Raw genomic sequence first — 16,378 nt, forward strand, 5'->3', positions numbered from 1 at the left:
GAATTTAACCATCCGTGAACCGGGACCGGCCGAACAGGCGGAAGCCCGGCACACCTGACGGCGAGGCGGGCCGGGCTTCGTCCGGTGCTCAGACCTCGAGCAACTCGGCTTCCTTGTGCTTGAGAAGCTCGTCGATCGCGGCGACGTAGCGGTGGGTGACGTCGTCGAGTTCCTTCTCGGCGCGACGGCCCTCGTCCTCACCGGTATCGCCGTCCTTGACCAGCTTGTCGATCTGGTCCTTGGCCTTGCGGCGGACGTTACGGATCGCGACACGGCCGTCCTCGGCCTTGCCGCGGGCCACCTTGATCATCTCTCGGCGGCGCTCCTCCGTCATCTGCGGGAGGTGGATGCGCAGCTGCGTACCCTCGTTGTTGGGGTTGACCCCGAGATCGGAGTCACGGATCGCCCGCTCGATCGGACCCAGCTGGGACGCGTCGTAGGGCTTCACGATGACCATGCGCGGCTCCGGGACGCCGACGGACGCCATCTGCGTCACCGGCGTGGGCGCACCGTAGTAGTCGACCAGGATCTTGGAGAACATCGCGGGAGTAGCCCGGCCGGTACGGATGGCGGCGAACTCCTCCTTGGCGTGCTCGACCGCGCTCTCCATCTTCTCCTCGGCCTCGAAGAGGGTTTCCTCGATCACCGGCTCTTCTCGCCTCCTTGCTGTCTTCGGTGGTGCGGGATGTGGGGACGGAGCGCGATCAGTCGGCGGTGATCAGGGTCCCGATCCGCTCGCCGGCACACGCGCGCACGATGGTGTCGTCGCCCTCGGCGCCGAAGACCAGCATCGGGAGCTTGTTCTCCTCGCAGAGGCTGAACGCGGCCTGGTCGGCCACCCGCAACCCGCGCTGGAGGACGCCCTGGAAGGTGATGGTCTCCAGTTTCCGGGCGGTGGGGTCGATCCGGGGGTCGGCGGTGTAGACCCCGTCCACGCCGTTCTTGCTCATCAGCACCATGTCCGCGTGGATCTCCAGCGCACGCTGGGCGGTCACCGTGTCGGTGGAGAAGTACGGCATGCCGGCGCCCGCGCCGAAGATCACGACCCGGCCCTTCTCCAGGTGACGGATCGCACGGAGAGGGAGGTACGGCTCGGCGACCTGGGCCATCGTGATGGCGGTCTGCACGCGGGTCTCGATGCCCTCCTTCTCCAGGAAGTCCTGGAGGGCCAGGCAGTTCATCACCGTGCCGAGCATGCCCATGTAGTCCGCCCGGTTGCGGTCCATGCCGCGCTTCTGCAGCTCCGCGCCACGGAAGAAGTTGCCGCCGCCGACCACCACGGCGACCTGGATGCCGCGCCGCGTCACGGTCGCGATCTGCTTCGCCAGCGACTGGACCACGTCGGGCTCGACCCCGACCGCGCCGCCGCCGAAGACTTCGCCGGAGAGTTTGAGCACGACCCGCCGTGGCCGCATGGCCGGCGGGTTCTGGTCAACCGTGGCGGACTGCTCGGTCACCATCGTCATGAGACCCGCCTTTCCTTCGCTATCTGCAGGAGACCTTATGCGACCGGGAGGCCGGGCGCTGAATCGCGTACCCGACCTCCCGTGCCACAGCGTTACTCGCCTTACTCCTGGCCGACCTCGTACCGGACGAAGCGGGTGACCTCGATGCCGGACTCGCTGACGACCTGCTTGACCGTCTTCTTGTTGTCGACGACCGAAGCCTGCTCGAGCAGGACGAAGTCCTTGAAGAAGGAGTTCACCCGGCCCTCGATGATCTTGGGCAGCGCCTGCTCCGGCTTGCCCTCCTCACGAGCGGTCTGCTCGGCCACGCGGCGCTCGGTCTCGACGACCTCGGCCGGGACCTCCTCGCGGGTCAGGAACTTCGGGCGCATCGCGGCGATCTGCATTCCGACCGCGCGGGCGTCGTTGTCGGCCGCCTCGTCGCTCTTGCCGGTGTACTGCACCAGGACGCCGACCTGCGGCGGCAGGTCCTGCGCCTTGCGGTGCAGGTAGACCGCAACGGTGCCGTCGACGATCGTGAAGCGGTTGACCACGATCTTCTCGCCGATCTTGGCGGCGTAGTCCTGGACCAGGTCGGCGACGGTCTTGCCGTCCTCGATCGTGGCGGCCAGCAGCGCGGCGGCGTCAGCGATCTTGTTGTCCTCACCGAACTTGACCAGCCGGTCGCCCAGAGCCACGAAGTCCGGGGTCTTGGCGACGAAGTCGGTCTCGCAGTTCAGCTCGAGCAGCGCGCCGCCCGAGTGGCTGACGATGCCGTTCGCGGCGGTCCGGCCGGCCCGCTTGCCGACGTCCTTCGCACCCTTGATGCGGAGGAACTCGACAGCCTTGTCGAAGTCGCCCTCGGACTCCTCGAGCGCCTTCTTGCAGTCCATCATGCCGGCACCGGTGAGGTCGCGGAGCTTCTTGACGTCCGCGGCGGTGTAGTTAGCCATGACTCTTCTCTCGATGTCAGTCGGTCGAGTTACTCGGCGGGGACGGCGGCGGCCGGAGCGGCCTCAGCCGGAGCAGCCTCAGCCGGAGCGGCCTCGGCCGGAGCAGCCTCAGCCGGAGCAGCGGCGGCGGCCGGCTCCTCAGCCTTCTTCTCGGCGCCCTCGTAGAGGTCCCGCTCCCACTCGGGCAGCGGCTCGCCGGCAGCGACGGTGCCCGGCTCGGGCTTCTCGGCGTTGCCACCGCGGCCACGGCCGGAGCGGGCGATCAGGCCCTCGGCGACGGCGCTGGCGACGACCTTGGTCAGCAGCTCGGCGGAGCGGATCGCGTCGTCGTTGCCCGGGATCGGGAAGTCGACCTCGTCCGGGTCACAGTTGGTGTCCAGCACCGCGATGACCGGGATGTTGAGCTTCCGGGCCTCGTCGACCGCGATGTGCTCCTTCTTGGTGTCCACGACCCAGATCGCCGACGGCACCTTGGTCATGTCACGCAGACCACCGAGGGTCTTGGTGAGCTTCTCCTTCTCGCGGGAGAGCTGGAGGGTCTCCTTCTTGGTGTAACCGGCGGCGGTGCCGCTCAGGTCACCCAGGGCCTCGAGCTCCTTCATCCGCTGAAGACGCTTGTACACCGTCTGGAAGTTGGTCAGCATGCCACCGAGCCAGCGGTGGTTGACATACGGCTGACCGACCCGGGTCGCCTGCTCGGCGATGGCCTCCTGCGCCTGCTTCTTGGTGCCGACGAAGAGGATGTGGCCACCCTCGGCGACGGTGTCCCGGATGAAGCTGTACGCCTTCTCGATGTAGTCGAGGGTCTGGCGCAGGTCGATGATGTAGATGCCGTTGCGCTCGGTGAAGATGAAGCGCTTCATCTTCGGGTTCCAGCGCCGGGTCTGGTGCCCGAAGTGGACACCGCTCTCGAGCAGCTGACGCATGGTCACGACGGCCATGGTTGGCACTCCCTGATCTTCCCTGGTTGTCACGCCCACCGGCGGTGGGCGTCCTGGCGCCCGGTCAGCGGCCACGGTCGGACCCGAAGAGATCGGGACCAGGGAGGGCCGCCGCCGACGACCGTTACTCTGAGTGACTCAGACCACGGCACGTTCGGAGGGCACGCGAGGTCGACCGCGTGGGCGGTCGCCGCCGACAAGCATACGCCAAGCCCCGCGCCGGGCCGGTCCACCCTCTTGTCTTGGGTCGCTATCACGATCCGGCGGACGGCTGACGGTCATCCACAGCGCCGCGCGACCCACAGGGCGCCGAGCGGTCCGCCGCGATCGGTGCCACGGTGCCGGGTCATGACGACTCAGCGACGAGCGGTCGGCGCGTACGGCGAACGACTGGCCGCCCGGCACCTCCAGGACAGCGGCCTGATCCTGCTGCAACGCAACTGGCGCTGCGCCGACGGCGAGGTCGACCTGATCCTGCGCGACGGCGACGACCTGGTCTTCTGCGAGGTGAAGACCCGCCGCACGGCGTCCTTCGGTCCACCGGCGGCCGCGGTGGGTGACCGCAAGGTGCGCCGGTTGCGCCGGCTGGCGGCCCGCTGGCTGACCGAGACGGGGGTACGGGGAGGAAGCGTCCGTTTCGACGTGGTGGAGGTCATGCCGCAACCACGTGGCGCCACCCGCCTGGTGCACATCCGGGGCGCTTTCTGATGAGTTACGCGCGCGTGCTCTGTGTCGGCCTCGCCGGGGTCGCCGGTCACCTCGTCGAGGTCGAGGCGGACCTCTCCACCGGTCTGCCCGCACTGGCCCTCACCGGCCTGCCCGACACCGCGCTCAACGAGGCCCGCGACCGGGTCCGGGCCGCCGTGGTGAACTCCGGACGGGACTGGCCCAACCGGCGGATCACGGTGAACCTGCTGCCCGCCGCCCTGCCCAAGCACGGCAGCTCCTTCGATCTGGCGATCGCCGCGGCGGTGCTGGCCGGAGCCGGTGAGCTGCCGCCGGCACCACTCGACCGGGTCGTGCTGCTCGGCGAGCTCGGCCTCGACGGCACGGTGCGACCGGTGCGCGGGGTGCTGCCGATGGTGGCCGCGGCCGCCCGGGCCGGGATCACCCGCGTCATCGTGCCGGCCGGCAACGCGCGGGAGGCGACCGTCGTACCGGGCGTCACCGTGCGGGCCGTCGACACCCTGCACCGCCTCGTCGAGTTCGCCCGCGGTGAGGCAGCGCTGCTCGATCCGCCGGCCGCACCGGAGACGGCCGAGCCGCCCGGTCCCGACCTGGCCGACGTGGCCGGCCAGGAGATCGGCCGGTACGCCCTGGAGATCGCCGCGGCCGGTGGCCACCACCTGGCCCTCTTCGGCCCACCCGGATCCGGCAAGACGATGCTCGCCGAGCGGCTCCCGTCCATCCTCCCGGAGCTCGACGACGACGCCGCCCTCGAGGTCACCGCCCTCCAGTCGATCGCCGGGGTGCTGCCGCCGGACGGGGGGCTGGTCCGCCGGCCGCCGTTCCAGGCGCCACACCACAGCTCGTCACTGGCGGCCCTGGTCGGCGGCGGCTCCGGGCTGATCCGGCCGGGCGCGCTCAGCCTCGCCCACCGGGGCGTGCTCTTCCTCGACGAGGTGCCCGAGATGGGCCGCGGCACGCTCCAGGCGCTCCGGCAGCCCCTGGAGAGCGGACGGGTGGTGCTGTCCCGGGCCCGCGGCACCACCGAGTACCCGGCCCGGGCGCAGCTGGTCGTCGCCGCGAACCCGTGCCCCTGCGCCAGCCCGGCCGGGGACCACGCCTGCCAGTGCACGCCTCTGGTCCGGCGCCGCTATCTGGGCAAGCTGTCCGGGCCGCTGCTGGACCGGATCGACATGAAGATCCACCTGCTGCCGGTACGGGCCGCCCAGCTGACCGTCGCCACCGAGCCCGCCGAGCCGTCCACGGCCGTCGCGGCCCGGGTGGCCCGCGCCCGGACGGCGGCCGCGGCCCGATGGGCGACCGGCGGCTGGCGGGTCAACGCCGAGGTCCCCGGGCACCGGCTGCGGCGGCCGCCGTGGCGGTTGCCATCCCGGGACACGGCCGTGCTGCACGACGCCCTGGAGATCGGGGTGCTGTCGGCGCGCGGCTTCGACCGGTGTCTGCGGTTGGCCTGGACCATCGCCGACCTGGACGGGCGGGACCGGCCCGCGGTGGGGGACGTCTGTGAGGCATACCAGCTGCGCATGGGCGAGCCAACCACCCGCTCCGCCACCTGATCGCCATCCGTCCCGGCGTCTCCCCCGCCCGTTACCGACCGCTTCACCGACTCGGCTGCCCCGCGCCCGAGGCGGCTCTCCCCGCCGTACCTTTCAGGAGCCTTTTGATGAATCTCGCCACGGCTCGTGCCGTCACCCGTGCGGCGCTCGTCGCCGTGATCGCCGTTGTTCTCGTGATCGCCGCGGGATGTCCGGCATGAGCGGCTGCCCCGGCGCGGGTGAGCCGGCCGACCGGGCCGCCCGTGTCGCGCTGACCTGGCTCGCCGAGCCCGGCAACCGGGCGGTGTGGACACTCGTCCAGCAGGCCGGCGCACCGGCCGCGCTGGACCGGCTGCTCGACGGTGACATCCCGGACGCCCGCCTGCGCTCGGCGGTCACCGCCCGGCTCAGGTCCGGTGATCCACGCCGGGTGGCGGAGATCGCTCTGCGCCGGGCGGACCGGCTCGGCGCCCGCCTCGTCGTACCCGCCGACGACGAGTGGCCCACCCGGGTCGACGACCTGGCGACTCTGGAGCTCGACGCCGGCGGGATCGTCAACCAGGACACCAGGCCACCTCTCTGTTTCTGGGTGCGCGGTGCGCCGGCCCTCGGCGAGACGCTGGAGAGATCGGTGGCGATCGTCGGCGCCCGGGCCTCCACCCCCTACGGCAGACACGTCACGACCGACATGGCGTACTCGATCTCCGGTAAGGGATGGACCGTCGTCTCCGGCGGCGCGTTCGGGATCGACACGGCCGCCCATCGCGGCGCGCTGGCCGCCGACGGCCGGACGGTGGCGATCCTCGCCTGCGGCGTGGACCGGCCCTACCCGGCGGGGAACTCCGCGATGTTCGACCGGATCGCCGAGCGGGGCCTGCTGGTGAGCGAGTGGCCGATCGGCGCGGCGCCGTTCCGGCACCGGTTCCTGATCCGGAACAGGGTGATCGCCGCGATCACCGCCGGCACGGTCGTGGTCGAGGCGGCGGCCCGCAGCGGCGCGACCCAGACGATGAGCCGGGTGCTGGCGCTCGGACGGCCCGCGATGGTGGTGCCGGGCCCGGTCACGTCGGCGATGTCGGTCGGCTGCCACGAGATCCTGCGCGGCCATCCGTACGCCCGGGTGGTGACCTCGGCCACGGACGTGCTCGAGGAGGTCGGCCGGATCGGCGAATACCTGGCGGATCCGCCGCGCGGCCCGGAGCACCGGCGCGACAGCCTCGACGAGGAGTCGGCCCTGATCATGGAGTCCCTGCCGTCGCGGGGAGCGCTCACGCCGGAGGAGCTCGCCGTCGGCGCGCGACTGAGCCTGCGGACCGTGTTGCGGCGGCTCTCCCTGCTGGAGATGGCCGCATTGGTGGTCCGCACCGGGGACGGATTCGCGCTGTCACCCGACCAGCGGCCCATCCGTCACTCCGACGAGTGATCGCATCCCATCCGAACGTTCGGACTATCCGGACTGATCGCCCACCTATCGAGAGGCCACGGGATGGCCGGGCCATCGATGGCTTACATCGACAACCGTCATCAGCCGAAGGGCACGGCTGCGACCGGCTCGTCGAGAGTGCCGGCCACCGCCGGAACGGCGGCCGGCACACGAGCCGGTCAACGGGTCACGACACGTGACCGGACGGGTCAGTCCTCGGACTCGTCCAGGTCACGGCGGTGAACCTTCATCCAGGCCTCGACGTCTTCGGTCAGCCAGACCTTGCCCTGCGCCAGGTCGGCGGCCGGCTTCGGAAAGTCCGCGCGGCTGGTGATCTGGTACGCCCGCTGGCGACTGACACCACCCAGACGGATACGGATTTCGTGCGCGCCCATGAGTCGGATCGGCTTCACTCCCACGCGATCGACCGTAGGCGCGGGTCAATTAGTCAACAATCAACTTGCTATGGGACAGGTTGTCACCAGGCAAGTAAGGTGAGCCGATGACCTCTCGTCGCGATTCAGCCGAGCCGGTACCCCATCACCCTCGCCATCGACGCGATTGGCGGACCCTGTGGCGTCGCTGCATATGCGGCCTCCCCGCGCCATGCATCGACCGCATCCCACCCTCACCACCGCCGCCCTATCCGCCCCGGCCCCCGGCCGTGGACCAGGAGGTGCCACGGGGTCGGCCGGGCCTCTACCGGTCGAGGGCCGTCCGTCCCGGCCCGGACACCCCGGCCGGGCCCCAGCCTCCCACGGGAGCCACGCCCGCACCGAGACCTCCCACTCGTCCGGGGGCCTCCGGTCCCAAGCCTCCCGCACACCCGGGCGCCTCCGGGCCCCGAGCACCCGCGCCTGCCCGCACCTCCGGAGAGTTCGACGTCGGGCGCGCCGGCCGTCTCACCCCGGCTCAGGAACATCGGGCCCGGCAGAACGGCCGCCCCACACGCCGGCGTCGACGTCACGGCCACTGACCACCTCGGCTCGGACTCATACGGCTCTCACAACGGCGACGAATGAACGGCCGGAAATCGCCGCCCACCACCAAACAGCCGATCCTTTCGGGGGAACGTTTGTCCATCGAACACGAGGCAGAACATCTGCACGACCGTCCTCATTGGCTCTGCCGCGTCTGCCGGGAGCCATGGCCCTGCGCCGAGGCGAAAAAGCGACTCCTGGCCGAGTACACCGAATTCCCGTCACTGTTGAAGATCTACCTGTCGGCGCAGATGTACGACGCGCTCGACGACTTCACAGCCCAGGGCGAGTCCGCGCCGCTGAACCTGTACGAGCGCTTCATCTCCTGGACGCGCGGCCGATAGCGCGTCCGGACAGACTCCCGGATGGGACGAGCCGGTCGGCACCCCGGGACGGTGGCGCCGTTCCACCTCACATGTGGGCGCGGAAGCTTGACGGCACGGTCCGACGGTAGGACGGTCAGGAGTGATGCGGATCCGTGAGATGCACGAGCGACTGCCCCGGGGGCTGCGCGAGGCGGTGGACGAGTTCAGCCGGCACCTGGCGGTGGTGGAGGGCCGTTCGGAGCACACCGTGCGTGCCTACACCGGGGACGTCGTCTCGCTCCTCGACCACGCCGCCTACGAGGGCCGGTCCAGCGTCGCCGAACTGGACATCACACTGCTGCGCGGGTGGCTCGCCGCCCGGATCGGGTCGGGCGCGGCTCGTACCTCGCAGGCCCGGCGTGCGGCGGCGGCCCGCGCCTTCACCGGCTGGGCCCATCGCACCGGCCGGGCTCCCACCGACCCGGGCACGCAGCTCGTGACCCCGCGCGCACATCGCGGCCTGCCGACGGTCCTTCGCGCCGACCAGGCCGCGACTCTGGTGACCACCTCACCCGGCCCGGGCCCGGCCAGTGAGCGGGACGATCCGCGAGAACACGCGGAGGGTGGTGGAAGCGGCGCCGGGAGTGTGCTGGAGCTGCGGGACCGGGCCGTTCTGGAGTTGCTCTACGCGACGGGTGTCCGGGTGAGTGAGCTCTGCAATCTCGACCGCTCCGATGTGGATCACACCCGGCAGGTGGTCCGGGTCTTCGGGAAGGGCGCCAAGGAGCGCGCCGTGCCCTTCGGGCATCCGGCTCGCCGCGCGCTCGACGACTGGCTTCGCCGGGGGCGGCCCGAGCTGGTGGCGAGGGGGAGCCGGGACGCCCTCTTCCTGGGGGTGAAGGGCGGCCGCCTACAGCCGACCGTGGTTCGGCGGATCGTGGCGGGCGCGGCCCGGGCGGCGGGGCTGCCGCACACCCGGCCGCACGATCTGCGGCATTCGGCGGCCACCCATCTGCTGGACGGGGGCGCTGACCTGCGGGCGGTGCAGGAGCTGCTGGGGCACAGTTCGCTGGCGAGCACCCAGATCTACACCCATGTGTCGACCGAGCGCCTGCGTACGGCCTTCAATCAGGCGCACCCGCGGGCCTGACATCGTACGATCCACAACATGACCGCCCCGGAGATTCCGCGGCCCATTCCGGGCGCCCGTCTGCTCTTCTCGCTGGATCCGTCGGTGTCCCATTTGAATCACGGCTCGTTCGGCGCCATGCCGATCAGCGTGCAGCGGGCCCAGCAGCGGCTCCGGGACGAGGTCGAGGCGAATCCGCTGCGCTTCTACGGCTCCGGGCTGATGGACCGGATCGTCCACACCCGACGTCATCTGGCGGCCTTCCTCGGCGCCGACCCGGACGGCAGCGCCCTGGTGCCGAACACGACGGCCGCCGTTTCGCTGATCCTCCAGTCGGTGGGCTTGCGGGCGGCCGACGAGGTGCTGCTGACCGATCATGCCTACGGGGCCGTGACAATGGCGGTCCGCAGGCAGTGCCGGCGCTCGGGGGCGACGGCGCGGACGGTGGCGGTCCCGCTCGGCGCCTCCGCCGCGGACGTCACGGCCCGGATCCGGGCGGCGCTGCGGCCGGGCCGGACCAGGCTGCTGGTGGTCGACCAGGTGGCGTCGGCGACGGCGGCTCTCTTCCCGGTGCGCGAGATCGTCGCCGCCGCCCGGGAGCACGACATCCCGGTGCTGGTGGACGCCGCCCACGTGCCGGGGATGCTGCCGGTGGACGTGTCCGCGATCGGCGCCGATTTCTGGGCCGGGAACCTGCACAAGTGGGGCTGGGCGCCCCGCGGCACCGCCCTGCTGACCGTGGCGCCGGCCTGGCGCCGCCGGATCGACCCGCTCGTGGTGTCGTGGGAGCACGATGAGGGCTTCCCGCTGTCCGTGGAGTTCCAGGGGACGATCGACTACACGTCGTGGCTGGCGGCCCCGGCCGGGGTCTTCGCGCTGCGCACGCTGGGGCTGGAGGCGGTCCGGGAGCACAACGTCGCGCTCGCGGCCTACGGTCAGCGGGTCGTCGGTGAGGCCCTGGGCCTCGCGCCCGCCGATCTGCCCGGCCCCGGCGGACCGGGGGTGTCCATGCGGGTGGTGCCGCTGCCGGCCGGGCTGGCCAGCACCCCGCCGGAGGCTCTCGAGCTGCGGCTGCGGATCGCCGACAAGCTGGCCGCGGAGGTGGCGGTGAACGCGTGGGGCGGGCGCGGGCTGCTCCGGCTGAGCGCGCAGATCTACAACCGGCCGGAGGATTACCACCTGCTGGCGGAACGCCTGCCCGCCCTGATCAGGGAGATGCGGCGGTGAGCGGCAGGAGCCGGACCCGGCCGATCCCGAGCAGGGCGAGCGGGTCGAGGTAGGCCGGGCCGCGGCGCAGGCCCCAGTGCAGGCAGGCGGCCTGCGGGCAGCCGGGATGCCCGGCCTGGAGGGTGCCGATCGGCTGGCCGGCCGTGACCGGCTCGCCGACCGCGACCGTGGCGGTGACCGGCTCGTAGGTGGTCCGCAGACCACCGGCGTGGGCGACGCTGATCACGCCGCGGCCGGCGATGGTCCCCGCGTGGAGGACGACGCCGGCGCCCGCGGACCGCACCACCGCCCCGGCGGGGGCGCCCAGGTCGACCCCGCGGTGCCCGGCCAGCCAGGGTTGCGGTGGCGGATCGAAGCGCCGCAGCACCGTCGGCGACGTCACCGGCCAGGTGTAACCGGACGGCGCGACGAACAGCAGCAGGGACAGGAGAGCGACGATTCCGGGCATGCCGGAGAGCCTGCCCGGTCAGCCGCCGGCACGCGGCCGGCCCTGTGGACAGCCGCGAACTGTGGATGAGGCGTCAGCCGCCGAAGCCGGCGTCGTCGGGCAGCGAGATGTCCGGCTTCTCCAGCTCCTCGACGTTGACGTCCTTGAACGTCATCACTCGCACGTTCTTCACGAAGCGGGCCGGACGATACATGTCCCACACCCAGGCGTCGTGCATCTCGACCTCGAAATACACCTCACCGTCGGAGTTGCGCACGTGCAGGTCCACCTGGTTGGCCAGGTAGAACCGGCGCTCGGTCTCCACCACGTAGGAGAACTGGCGGACGATGTCGCGGTACTCCCGGTAGAGCTGCAGCTCCATCTCGGTCTCGTACTTCTCGAGATCCTCTGCGCTCATCGTTCTTCGCCCTCCATGGCCTCATCTTCCCCCACTGACGGCGACGGCCGAGGCTGCTCGCCTGACGCCACGCCGACGGTACCCGCCGCCGCCTCCGGAAGCAGCAGCGGCTCGGTAACGGATACATCGTCGAACAAAGAAGGCGCCGATGACGAAACGGGACGCCGTGCCCGCGGCGGCCGGTTGCCGCGCCCCGAGGCGGCGGCCACGTTGACGTACGAGAATCGATGCTCGGGGCACGGTCCGTGCCTGGTCAGCGCGGTGCTGTGGTCCTCGGTGATGTAGCCCTTGTGAACGGCGAAACCGTAGTCCGGATACCTCTCGTCCAGCTCGACCATGAGCCGGTCCCGGGTGACCTTCGCCAGGACGCTGGCGGCCGCGACGCAGGCGGCGACCCGGTCGCCCTTCCACACCGCGAGACCGGGCACGCCGAGGCCGTCGACCGGGAAGCCGTCGGTCAGCACGTACTCCGGGCGGACGGTGAGCGACGCCAGCGCGCGGCGCATCGCCGCGAGGTTGCAGACGTGCAGGCCGCGCGCATCGACCTCGGTCGGCTGGATGATCATCACGGACCAGGCCAGGGCCTTGGCGACGACCTGGTCGTAGACGCGCTCCCGGGCCGCCGCCGTCAGCAGCTTGGAGTCGGCCAGGCCGGGGATCTCCCCGCGCCGGCCCTCGGGCAGGATCGCGGCGGCCGCGACCAGCGGACCGGCGCAGGCACCGCGGCCCGCCTCGTCGGCGCCGGCCACGTGCCGGAAGCCACGGCGCTGAAGCGCCTGCTCCAGCGCGTAGAGCCCGGCCTCGCGGCGGACCACGGTGCGTGGTGGGGCCAGCATCTAACAACGTCCATCCGGTACGGCGTCGGCGGTGTGCCGGCGCAGCAGGGCGGCCAGGTCGACCGGGAAGATCTGCTCGGCACTCGCCTCGATCTCGGCGGCCGACCACCATCGATGCTCGGTGATGGTGAGCCGCTCGGCCTCCTCCATCCCGGCCGTGTCGACCTGCCAATCGGCCACCCGGACCAGGAAGAAGTCCTGCTCCTGACGGTACTGCCGACGGTCGTAGGAGAACTCGGTCACCTCGTGGTGGACCGGCTCACCCAGATCGGACGGGCCGATCCGCAGGCCGGTCTCCTCGAACAGCTCGCGGCGGGCCGCGTCGGCGACCGTCTCGCCCGGTGTCAGGCCGCCGCCGGGCGTGAACCACCAGCGCTGCTCCGGGCGCGCCGGGTCGCCGCCGTGCAGCAGCAGGACCCGGCCGGCCAGATCGACCAGCAGAACCCGGCCGGCACGGCGGTCAATCACCTCGGTCACGCGACCAAGCCTATGCTCGGATGGCTACTTACCCGCGTCGGGGATGGAATCGAACTCCCCCGGAACGGTCAGCCAGGTCGCCCGGCTCGCCGGCCAGAAGATCGTGAAGGCCCGGCCGACGACCGAGTCGACCGGGATCGTCGCGTCCTGGATCTTGCCGGCCTCGTCGGCCGCGCCGCTCTGCTCGTAGTGCTCCAGCGAGTCGCCGGACGCCTCGCGGTGATCACCCATCACCCAGAGGCGGCCCTCCGGGACGGTGATGTCGAAATTCTGGTCGGCGACCTGGTTGCGGGTGCCGTCGGCCTCGACGTACACATACGGCTCGTCGAGGGACTTGCCGTTGATGACGAGCCGCTGCTGCTGGTCGCAGCAGACCACGTTGTCGCCGGGCTGCCCGATGACGCGCTTGATGAAGTCCTCACCGTCGGCGCCGGACTGCCAGGCGGTCGGCGCCTTGAAGACGATGATCTCGCCGCGGCGCGGCTCCCGGAAGTCGTAGACCAGCTTGTTGACGAGCACCCGGTCCCACAGCTCCAGCGTGTGCTGCATGGAGGGGGACGGGATGTAGAACGTCTGCAGCACGAACGCCCGGACCAGGAAGGCGACGAGGATCGCCACGCCAAGCAGGATGGGGAGCTCGCGCCAGAAAGAGCCCTTGCGTTTTTCGGTCTGCTCGTCAATCACGCTCGGAGCCTACGTCGTCGAGTCACCAACGACATGCCGGAACGCGCGGATAGGGCCAGTGCGAGCAGAACCGGGAACCCGTCCGTGGCCACCGCGGGGCGTTCCGCACGGGCCTTGACCGGGTGTGCGGCGGCCGCCGACGGGTACTGCTCGGCATACCGCTTCCACACGTCGGGGACGTTGAGGCTGGTGAACCGGTCACTGGGCCAGACCACCACGAAGGCCCGGCCGATGATGTTCTCGATCGGCACGGTCCCCTGGCAGCGGGCGTCCTGGGAGACCGAACGGTGGTCGCCCATCACGAACATCTCACCGGCCGGGACGGTCACCTCGGCGAACCGGCGGCTGGTGCACTGCCCGGCGATCGGCGGCTGGCTCAGATCGGAGTTGAAACCCTCGGCGATGTACGCCTCGTCGATGCCGACGCCGTTGACGGTGATCCGGCCCTGCTCGTCGCAGCAGGCCACCTTGTCACCCGGAAGGCCGATCACCCGTTTGATGAAGTCGCGCTCGCCGGGACGGCTGACCCCGACCAGGTCACCGATGGTCCGGCCGAGCTTGGCCATGAACGTGTTGCTGACCGACTCGGTGACCTCGGGCGCCCAGTCGTCGGTGCCGCGGAACACGACGATCTCGCCGCGCAGCGGGTCACGCATGTCGTAGACGACCTTGTTGACCAGGACCCGGTCCTGGATCGCCAGGGTGTTCTCCATCGACCCCGACGGGATGTAGAAGGCCTGGACCAAGAAGGTCCGGATGAGAACGGCCAAGCAGAACGCCACGATCAGCAGGAGCGGCAACTCCTGCCACAGTGGCATCTCCTTGCGCCGCATCGCGGCCCGCCGTCGTTCAGACGGCCGATAGCCTTCCATCGGATCCACGCTTCGCATCTCCCGCCGCCTACCGGCCGAACCGCCCCCGGATACAGCACTACCGCCCGAGTTTCCCGGCTTAGGGAAATTTACGAGCGGTAGGACTGAAAAGGTTCACCTACAGCGCGCCAGGCACAGCCGCAAGCGTAGTTCGCCCGCACCCGTTCCCGCCGCACCGCGTGAATCAGACGGTCTGCTTCTCCCGAAGCTCCTTGATCTTGGCCTTCTTGCCACGGAGCTCACGCAGGTAGTAGAGCTTGGCGCGGCGGACGTCACCACGGGTGATGACCTCGATCCGGTCGATCGCCGGGCTGTTGAGCGGGTAGGTCCGCTCGACGCCGACGCCAAAGCTGATCTTGCGGACCTTGAAGGTCTCACGCAGACCGGCGCCCTGGCGGGCGATCACGACGCCCTGGAAGACCTGGACACGGGAACGGTTACCTTCGACGACCCGGGCGTGCACCTTGAGCGTGTCACCGGCCCGGAAGTCGGGAAGGTCGGTACGCCGCGACTGGGCGTCAAGAGCGTCCAGCGTGTTCATCGCTGCATCCTCGTCGTACTCGTTGCGCACCGGGAGTTCGGTACGCGGATGGGTGATTCTGACCCTCCATGCCTTCGGAGAGTCCTCGTCCGCACCCCGCGGCGCGGGGCGTAGACGGCAACCTCCCTACTCTGCCACACGCGGAGGCGGGATCTGAAATCCGGCCTCGGTGAGCGCCACCCGGTCTTTCTTGTTCAGATTCTCCGGGGGGTAGGCGGCATACATGTCGGGCCGGCGGGACGCGGTGCGCAGCAGGCTCTGGTCCCGCCGCCAGCGGGCGATCCGGCCGTGGTCGCCGGAGCGGAGCACCTCCGGCACCTCGCGATCGCGCCAGGACTGCGGCTTGGTGTAGACAGGGGCCTCCAGGAGGCCGGCGGCGTGCGACTCCTCGGTGAGCGAGTCGGCGTTGCCGAGCACCCCGGGCAGCAGCCGGGTGACCGCCTCCATGATCACGATGACCGCGACCTCGCCGCCGAAGAGCACGTAGTCACCGAGCGACACCTCACGTACCGGCATCCGCTCCGCGGCGTCGTCGATCACCCGCTGGTCGATGCCCTCGTAGCGGCCGCACGCGAAGACCAGATGGTCCAACTCGGCCAGTTCGTGGGCGTCGGCCTGGGTGAACGGCCGGCCGACCGGGGACGGCACGATCAGCGTGGCGCCCGGCGAGGCGACCGCGTCCAGGGCCTGGCCCCACGGCTCCGGCCGCATCACCATGCCCGGGCCACCGCCGTACGGGGTGTCGTCCACGGTCCGGTGCACGTCGGACGTCCAGGTGCGCAGATCGTGTACGGCGAGCTTCAGCGTGCCGGTGGTCCGCGCCTTGCCGATCAGCGAGAGTTCGAGCGGCGCGAAATAGTCCGGGAAGATCGAGACGATGTCGACCTTCACCGGAGAGCCCGAACCGGGAGAGCCGCCACAGGGAGAGCCGTCACAGGTCGAGCAGGCCTTCCGGGAGGTCGACGACGACCCGGCCACCGGGCAGGTCCACGGTCGGGACGATCGCGGTGACGAACGGGATGAGAGCCGTCCCGCCGCCCTTCTTCGCGAGCACGATCAGGTCCGAGGCCGGAGCGTGCTCGATCCGCTGCACGGTGCCGTGCTCGGTGCCGTCCAGGGACTCCACCCGCAGCCCGATGAGCTGGTGGTCGTGGAACTCCTCCGGGTCCTCCGGGGGCGCCAGACCGGCGCTGTCCACCTGGAGGAAGACGCCCTTGAGCGCCTCGGCGACGTTACGGTCGTGAATGCCCTCGAAGACGGCGATCCCACGGCCCTGATGCCAGCGGATCGACTCGAGAGTGAGTTGCTTCGGGACTTCGAAACGAGCACCGGGAGCGGGAGCGGCCGCCGGGCCGGCGCCCACCCGGCGGTCCCGGGGGACCTCCGTGATGAACACCGACCCGGCGGTGAAGCGTTCCTCGGGCTCGTCGGTCCGCACGACCACCGAGACCTCGCCCCGGATGCCGTGCGGTTTACCGATCTGGCCTACGACGAGCAG

20 protein-coding genes are annotated in these 16,378 nt (G+C 70.7%); 6 read left to right on the forward strand and 14 right to left on the reverse strand.

The features are described from left to right. Positions 1-88: 88 nt before the first annotated feature. From frr to rpsB, 4 genes are all read right to left on the reverse strand, one after another. Positions 89-646, reverse strand: coding sequence for a ribosome recycling factor (frr, locus tag IEZ13_RS03230; protein WP_183216470.1), 558 nt, complete (start codon positions 644-646; stop codon positions 89-91). Between the two features lie 58 nt (positions 647-704). Then, on the reverse strand, positions 705-1,460 hold the full coding sequence (gene pyrH, locus IEZ13_RS03235) for a UMP kinase (protein ID WP_183217204.1): 756 nt from the start codon (positions 1,458-1,460) through the stop codon (positions 705-707). A gap of 107 nt (positions 1,461-1,567) precedes the next feature. Further along, entirely contained in the window at positions 1,568-2,398 is an 831-nt protein-coding gene (gene tsf, locus IEZ13_RS03240) for a translation elongation factor Ts (protein ID WP_183216472.1), read from the reverse strand. 29 nt (positions 2,399-2,427) lie between these two features. Then, positions 2,428-3,339, reverse strand: a complete 912-nt coding sequence (gene rpsB, locus IEZ13_RS03245; protein ID WP_183216474.1) for a 30S ribosomal protein S2 — start codon at positions 3,337-3,339, stop codon at positions 2,428-2,430. A 348-nt stretch (positions 3,340-3,687) separates the two neighbouring features. On the opposite strand from rpsB, the gene IEZ13_RS03250 reads away from it, so the two are divergent. The 3 genes from IEZ13_RS03250 to dprA all read left to right on the forward strand — a co-directional run bounded on the left by IEZ13_RS03250 (position 3,688) and on the right by dprA (position 6,984). Further along, a complete protein-coding gene (locus IEZ13_RS03250; RefSeq protein WP_183216476.1) occupies positions 3,688-4,047 on the forward strand; it encodes a YraN family protein in 360 nt (119 codons plus the stop codon). Beyond that, positions 4,047-5,582 (forward strand): YifB family Mg chelatase-like AAA ATPase, encoded by a 1,536-nt coding sequence (locus IEZ13_RS03255; RefSeq protein ID WP_183216478.1) that lies wholly within the window; start codon positions 4,047-4,049, stop codon positions 5,580-5,582. The genes IEZ13_RS03250 and IEZ13_RS03255 overlap by 1 nt, the downstream gene beginning before the upstream one ends. 196 nt (positions 5,583-5,778) lie before the next feature. Then, a complete protein-coding gene (gene dprA / locus IEZ13_RS03260) occupies positions 5,779-6,984 on the forward strand; it encodes a DNA-processing protein DprA (protein WP_229794419.1) in 1,206 nt (401 codons plus the stop codon). A 209-nt stretch (positions 6,985-7,193) separates the two neighbouring features. Here dprA and IEZ13_RS03265 read toward each other — a convergent pair whose 3' ends face one another. Next, positions 7,194-7,379, reverse strand: coding sequence for a regulator (locus tag IEZ13_RS03265; protein WP_067698744.1), 186 nt, complete (start codon positions 7,377-7,379; stop codon positions 7,194-7,196). A 623-nt stretch (positions 7,380-8,002) separates the two neighbouring features. Here IEZ13_RS03265 and IEZ13_RS03270 point away from each other — a divergent pair. From IEZ13_RS03270 to IEZ13_RS03280, 3 genes are all read left to right on the forward strand, one after another. Further along, the gene (locus IEZ13_RS03270; RefSeq protein ID WP_229794420.1) at positions 8,003-8,308 is read left to right on the forward strand and encodes a hypothetical protein; all 306 of its coding nucleotides are present in this window, start codon (positions 8,003-8,005) and stop codon (positions 8,306-8,308) included. Positions 8,309-8,432: 124 nt separating this feature from the next. Further along, positions 8,433-9,419: a tyrosine recombinase XerC gene (locus IEZ13_RS03275; protein ID WP_183216481.1), complete on the forward strand. Its 987-nt coding sequence runs from the start codon at positions 8,433-8,435 to the stop codon at positions 9,417-9,419. A gap of 18 nt (positions 9,420-9,437) precedes the next feature. Beyond that, the gene (locus tag IEZ13_RS03280) at positions 9,438-10,625 is read left to right on the forward strand and encodes an aminotransferase class V-fold PLP-dependent enzyme (protein ID WP_183216483.1); all 1,188 of its coding nucleotides are present in this window, start codon (positions 9,438-9,440) and stop codon (positions 10,623-10,625) included. Here the strand turns inward: IEZ13_RS03280 and IEZ13_RS03285 are convergent. From IEZ13_RS03285 to rimM, 9 genes are all read right to left on the reverse strand, one after another. Further along, positions 10,606-11,073 carry a murein hydrolase activator EnvC family protein gene (locus IEZ13_RS03285; RefSeq protein ID WP_183216485.1) on the reverse strand — a complete coding sequence of 156 codons (468 nt, stop codon included), beginning with the start codon at positions 11,071-11,073 and terminating at the stop codon, positions 10,606-10,608. The genes IEZ13_RS03280 and IEZ13_RS03285 overlap by 20 nt on opposite strands. A gap of 73 nt (positions 11,074-11,146) precedes the next feature. After that, positions 11,147-11,470, reverse strand: coding sequence for a DUF2469 domain-containing protein (locus tag IEZ13_RS03290; RefSeq protein ID WP_014447123.1), 324 nt, complete (start codon positions 11,468-11,470; stop codon positions 11,147-11,149). Continuing rightward, on the reverse strand, positions 11,467-12,306 hold the full coding sequence (locus tag IEZ13_RS03295) for a ribonuclease HII (protein ID WP_183216487.1): 840 nt from the start codon (positions 12,304-12,306) through the stop codon (positions 11,467-11,469). The genes IEZ13_RS03290 and IEZ13_RS03295 overlap by 4 nt, the downstream gene beginning before the upstream one ends. Next, positions 12,307-12,783 (reverse strand): NUDIX hydrolase, encoded by a 477-nt coding sequence (locus tag IEZ13_RS03300; RefSeq protein WP_229794421.1) that lies wholly within the window; start codon positions 12,781-12,783, stop codon positions 12,307-12,309. 24 nt (positions 12,784-12,807) lie between these two features. After that, positions 12,808-13,467: a signal peptidase I gene (lepB, locus tag IEZ13_RS03305; RefSeq protein ID WP_183216489.1), complete on the reverse strand. Its 660-nt coding sequence runs from the start codon at positions 13,465-13,467 to the stop codon at positions 12,808-12,810. Then, complete coding sequence (lepB, locus tag IEZ13_RS03310) at positions 13,464-14,357, reverse strand: signal peptidase I (protein WP_183216491.1); 894 nt, start codon at positions 14,355-14,357, stop codon at positions 13,464-13,466. The genes lepB (IEZ13_RS03305) and lepB (IEZ13_RS03310) overlap by 4 nt, the downstream gene beginning before the upstream one ends. A gap of 166 nt (positions 14,358-14,523) precedes the next feature. Next, entirely contained in the window at positions 14,524-14,880 is a 357-nt protein-coding gene (gene rplS, locus IEZ13_RS03315; RefSeq protein ID WP_183217210.1) for a 50S ribosomal protein L19, read from the reverse strand. 126 nt (positions 14,881-15,006) lie between these two features. Further along, positions 15,007-15,771: a tRNA (guanosine(37)-N1)-methyltransferase TrmD gene (gene trmD, locus IEZ13_RS03320; RefSeq protein ID WP_183216493.1), complete on the reverse strand. Its 765-nt coding sequence runs from the start codon at positions 15,769-15,771 to the stop codon at positions 15,007-15,009. A gap of 40 nt (positions 15,772-15,811) precedes the next feature. Beyond that, on the reverse strand, positions 15,812-16,378 hold the full coding sequence (rimM, locus tag IEZ13_RS03325; RefSeq protein ID WP_183217212.1) for a ribosome maturation factor RimM: 567 nt from the start codon (positions 16,376-16,378) through the stop codon (positions 15,812-15,814).

It is taken from the genome of Actinoplanes campanulatus, assembly GCF_014647795.1.
GTDB lineage: Bacteria > Actinomycetota > Actinomycetes > Mycobacteriales > Micromonosporaceae > Actinoplanes > Actinoplanes campanulatus.

Bases quoted from the DNA above. Each gene is read 5' to 3' on its own strand.
- IEZ13_RS03280 (WP_183216483.1), top strand. From the start codon at position 9,438: ATGACCGCCCCGGAGATTCCGCGGCCCATTCCGGGCGCCCGTCTGCTC.
- lepB (WP_183216491.1), bottom strand. From the start codon at position 14,357: ATGCGAAGCGTGGATCCGATGGAAGGCTATCGGCCGTCTGAACGACGG.
- IEZ13_RS03265 (WP_067698744.1), bottom strand. From the start codon at position 7,379: ATGGGCGCGCACGAAATCCGTATCCGTCTGGGTGGTGTCAGTCGCCAG.
- IEZ13_RS03250 (WP_183216476.1), top strand. From the start codon at position 3,688: ATGACGACTCAGCGACGAGCGGTCGGCGCGTACGGCGAACGACTGGCC.
- IEZ13_RS03290 (WP_014447123.1), bottom strand. From the start codon at position 11,470: ATGAGCGCAGAGGATCTCGAGAAGTACGAGACCGAGATGGAGCTGCAG.
- dprA (WP_229794419.1), top strand. From the start codon at position 5,779: ATGAGCGGCTGCCCCGGCGCGGGTGAGCCGGCCGACCGGGCCGCCCGT.
- rplS (WP_183217210.1), bottom strand. From the start codon at position 14,880: ATGAACACGCTGGACGCTCTTGACGCCCAGTCGCGGCGTACCGACCTT.
- tsf (WP_183216472.1), bottom strand. From the start codon at position 2,398: ATGGCTAACTACACCGCCGCGGACGTCAAGAAGCTCCGCGACCTCACC.
- pyrH (WP_183217204.1), bottom strand. From the start codon at position 1,460: ATGGTGACCGAGCAGTCCGCCACGGTTGACCAGAACCCGCCGGCCATG.
- IEZ13_RS03270 (WP_229794420.1), top strand. From the start codon at position 8,003: ATGAACGGCCGGAAATCGCCGCCCACCACCAAACAGCCGATCCTTTCG.
- IEZ13_RS03275 (WP_183216481.1), top strand. From the start codon at position 8,433: ATGCGGATCCGTGAGATGCACGAGCGACTGCCCCGGGGGCTGCGCGAG.
- IEZ13_RS03295 (WP_183216487.1), bottom strand. From the start codon at position 12,306: ATGCTGGCCCCACCACGCACCGTGGTCCGCCGCGAGGCCGGGCTCTAC.
- IEZ13_RS03285 (WP_183216485.1), bottom strand. From the start codon at position 11,073: ATGCCCGGAATCGTCGCTCTCCTGTCCCTGCTGCTGTTCGTCGCGCCG.
- IEZ13_RS03255 (WP_183216478.1), top strand. From the start codon at position 4,047: ATGAGTTACGCGCGCGTGCTCTGTGTCGGCCTCGCCGGGGTCGCCGGT.
- rpsB (WP_183216474.1), bottom strand. From the start codon at position 3,339: ATGGCCGTCGTGACCATGCGTCAGCTGCTCGAGAGCGGTGTCCACTTC.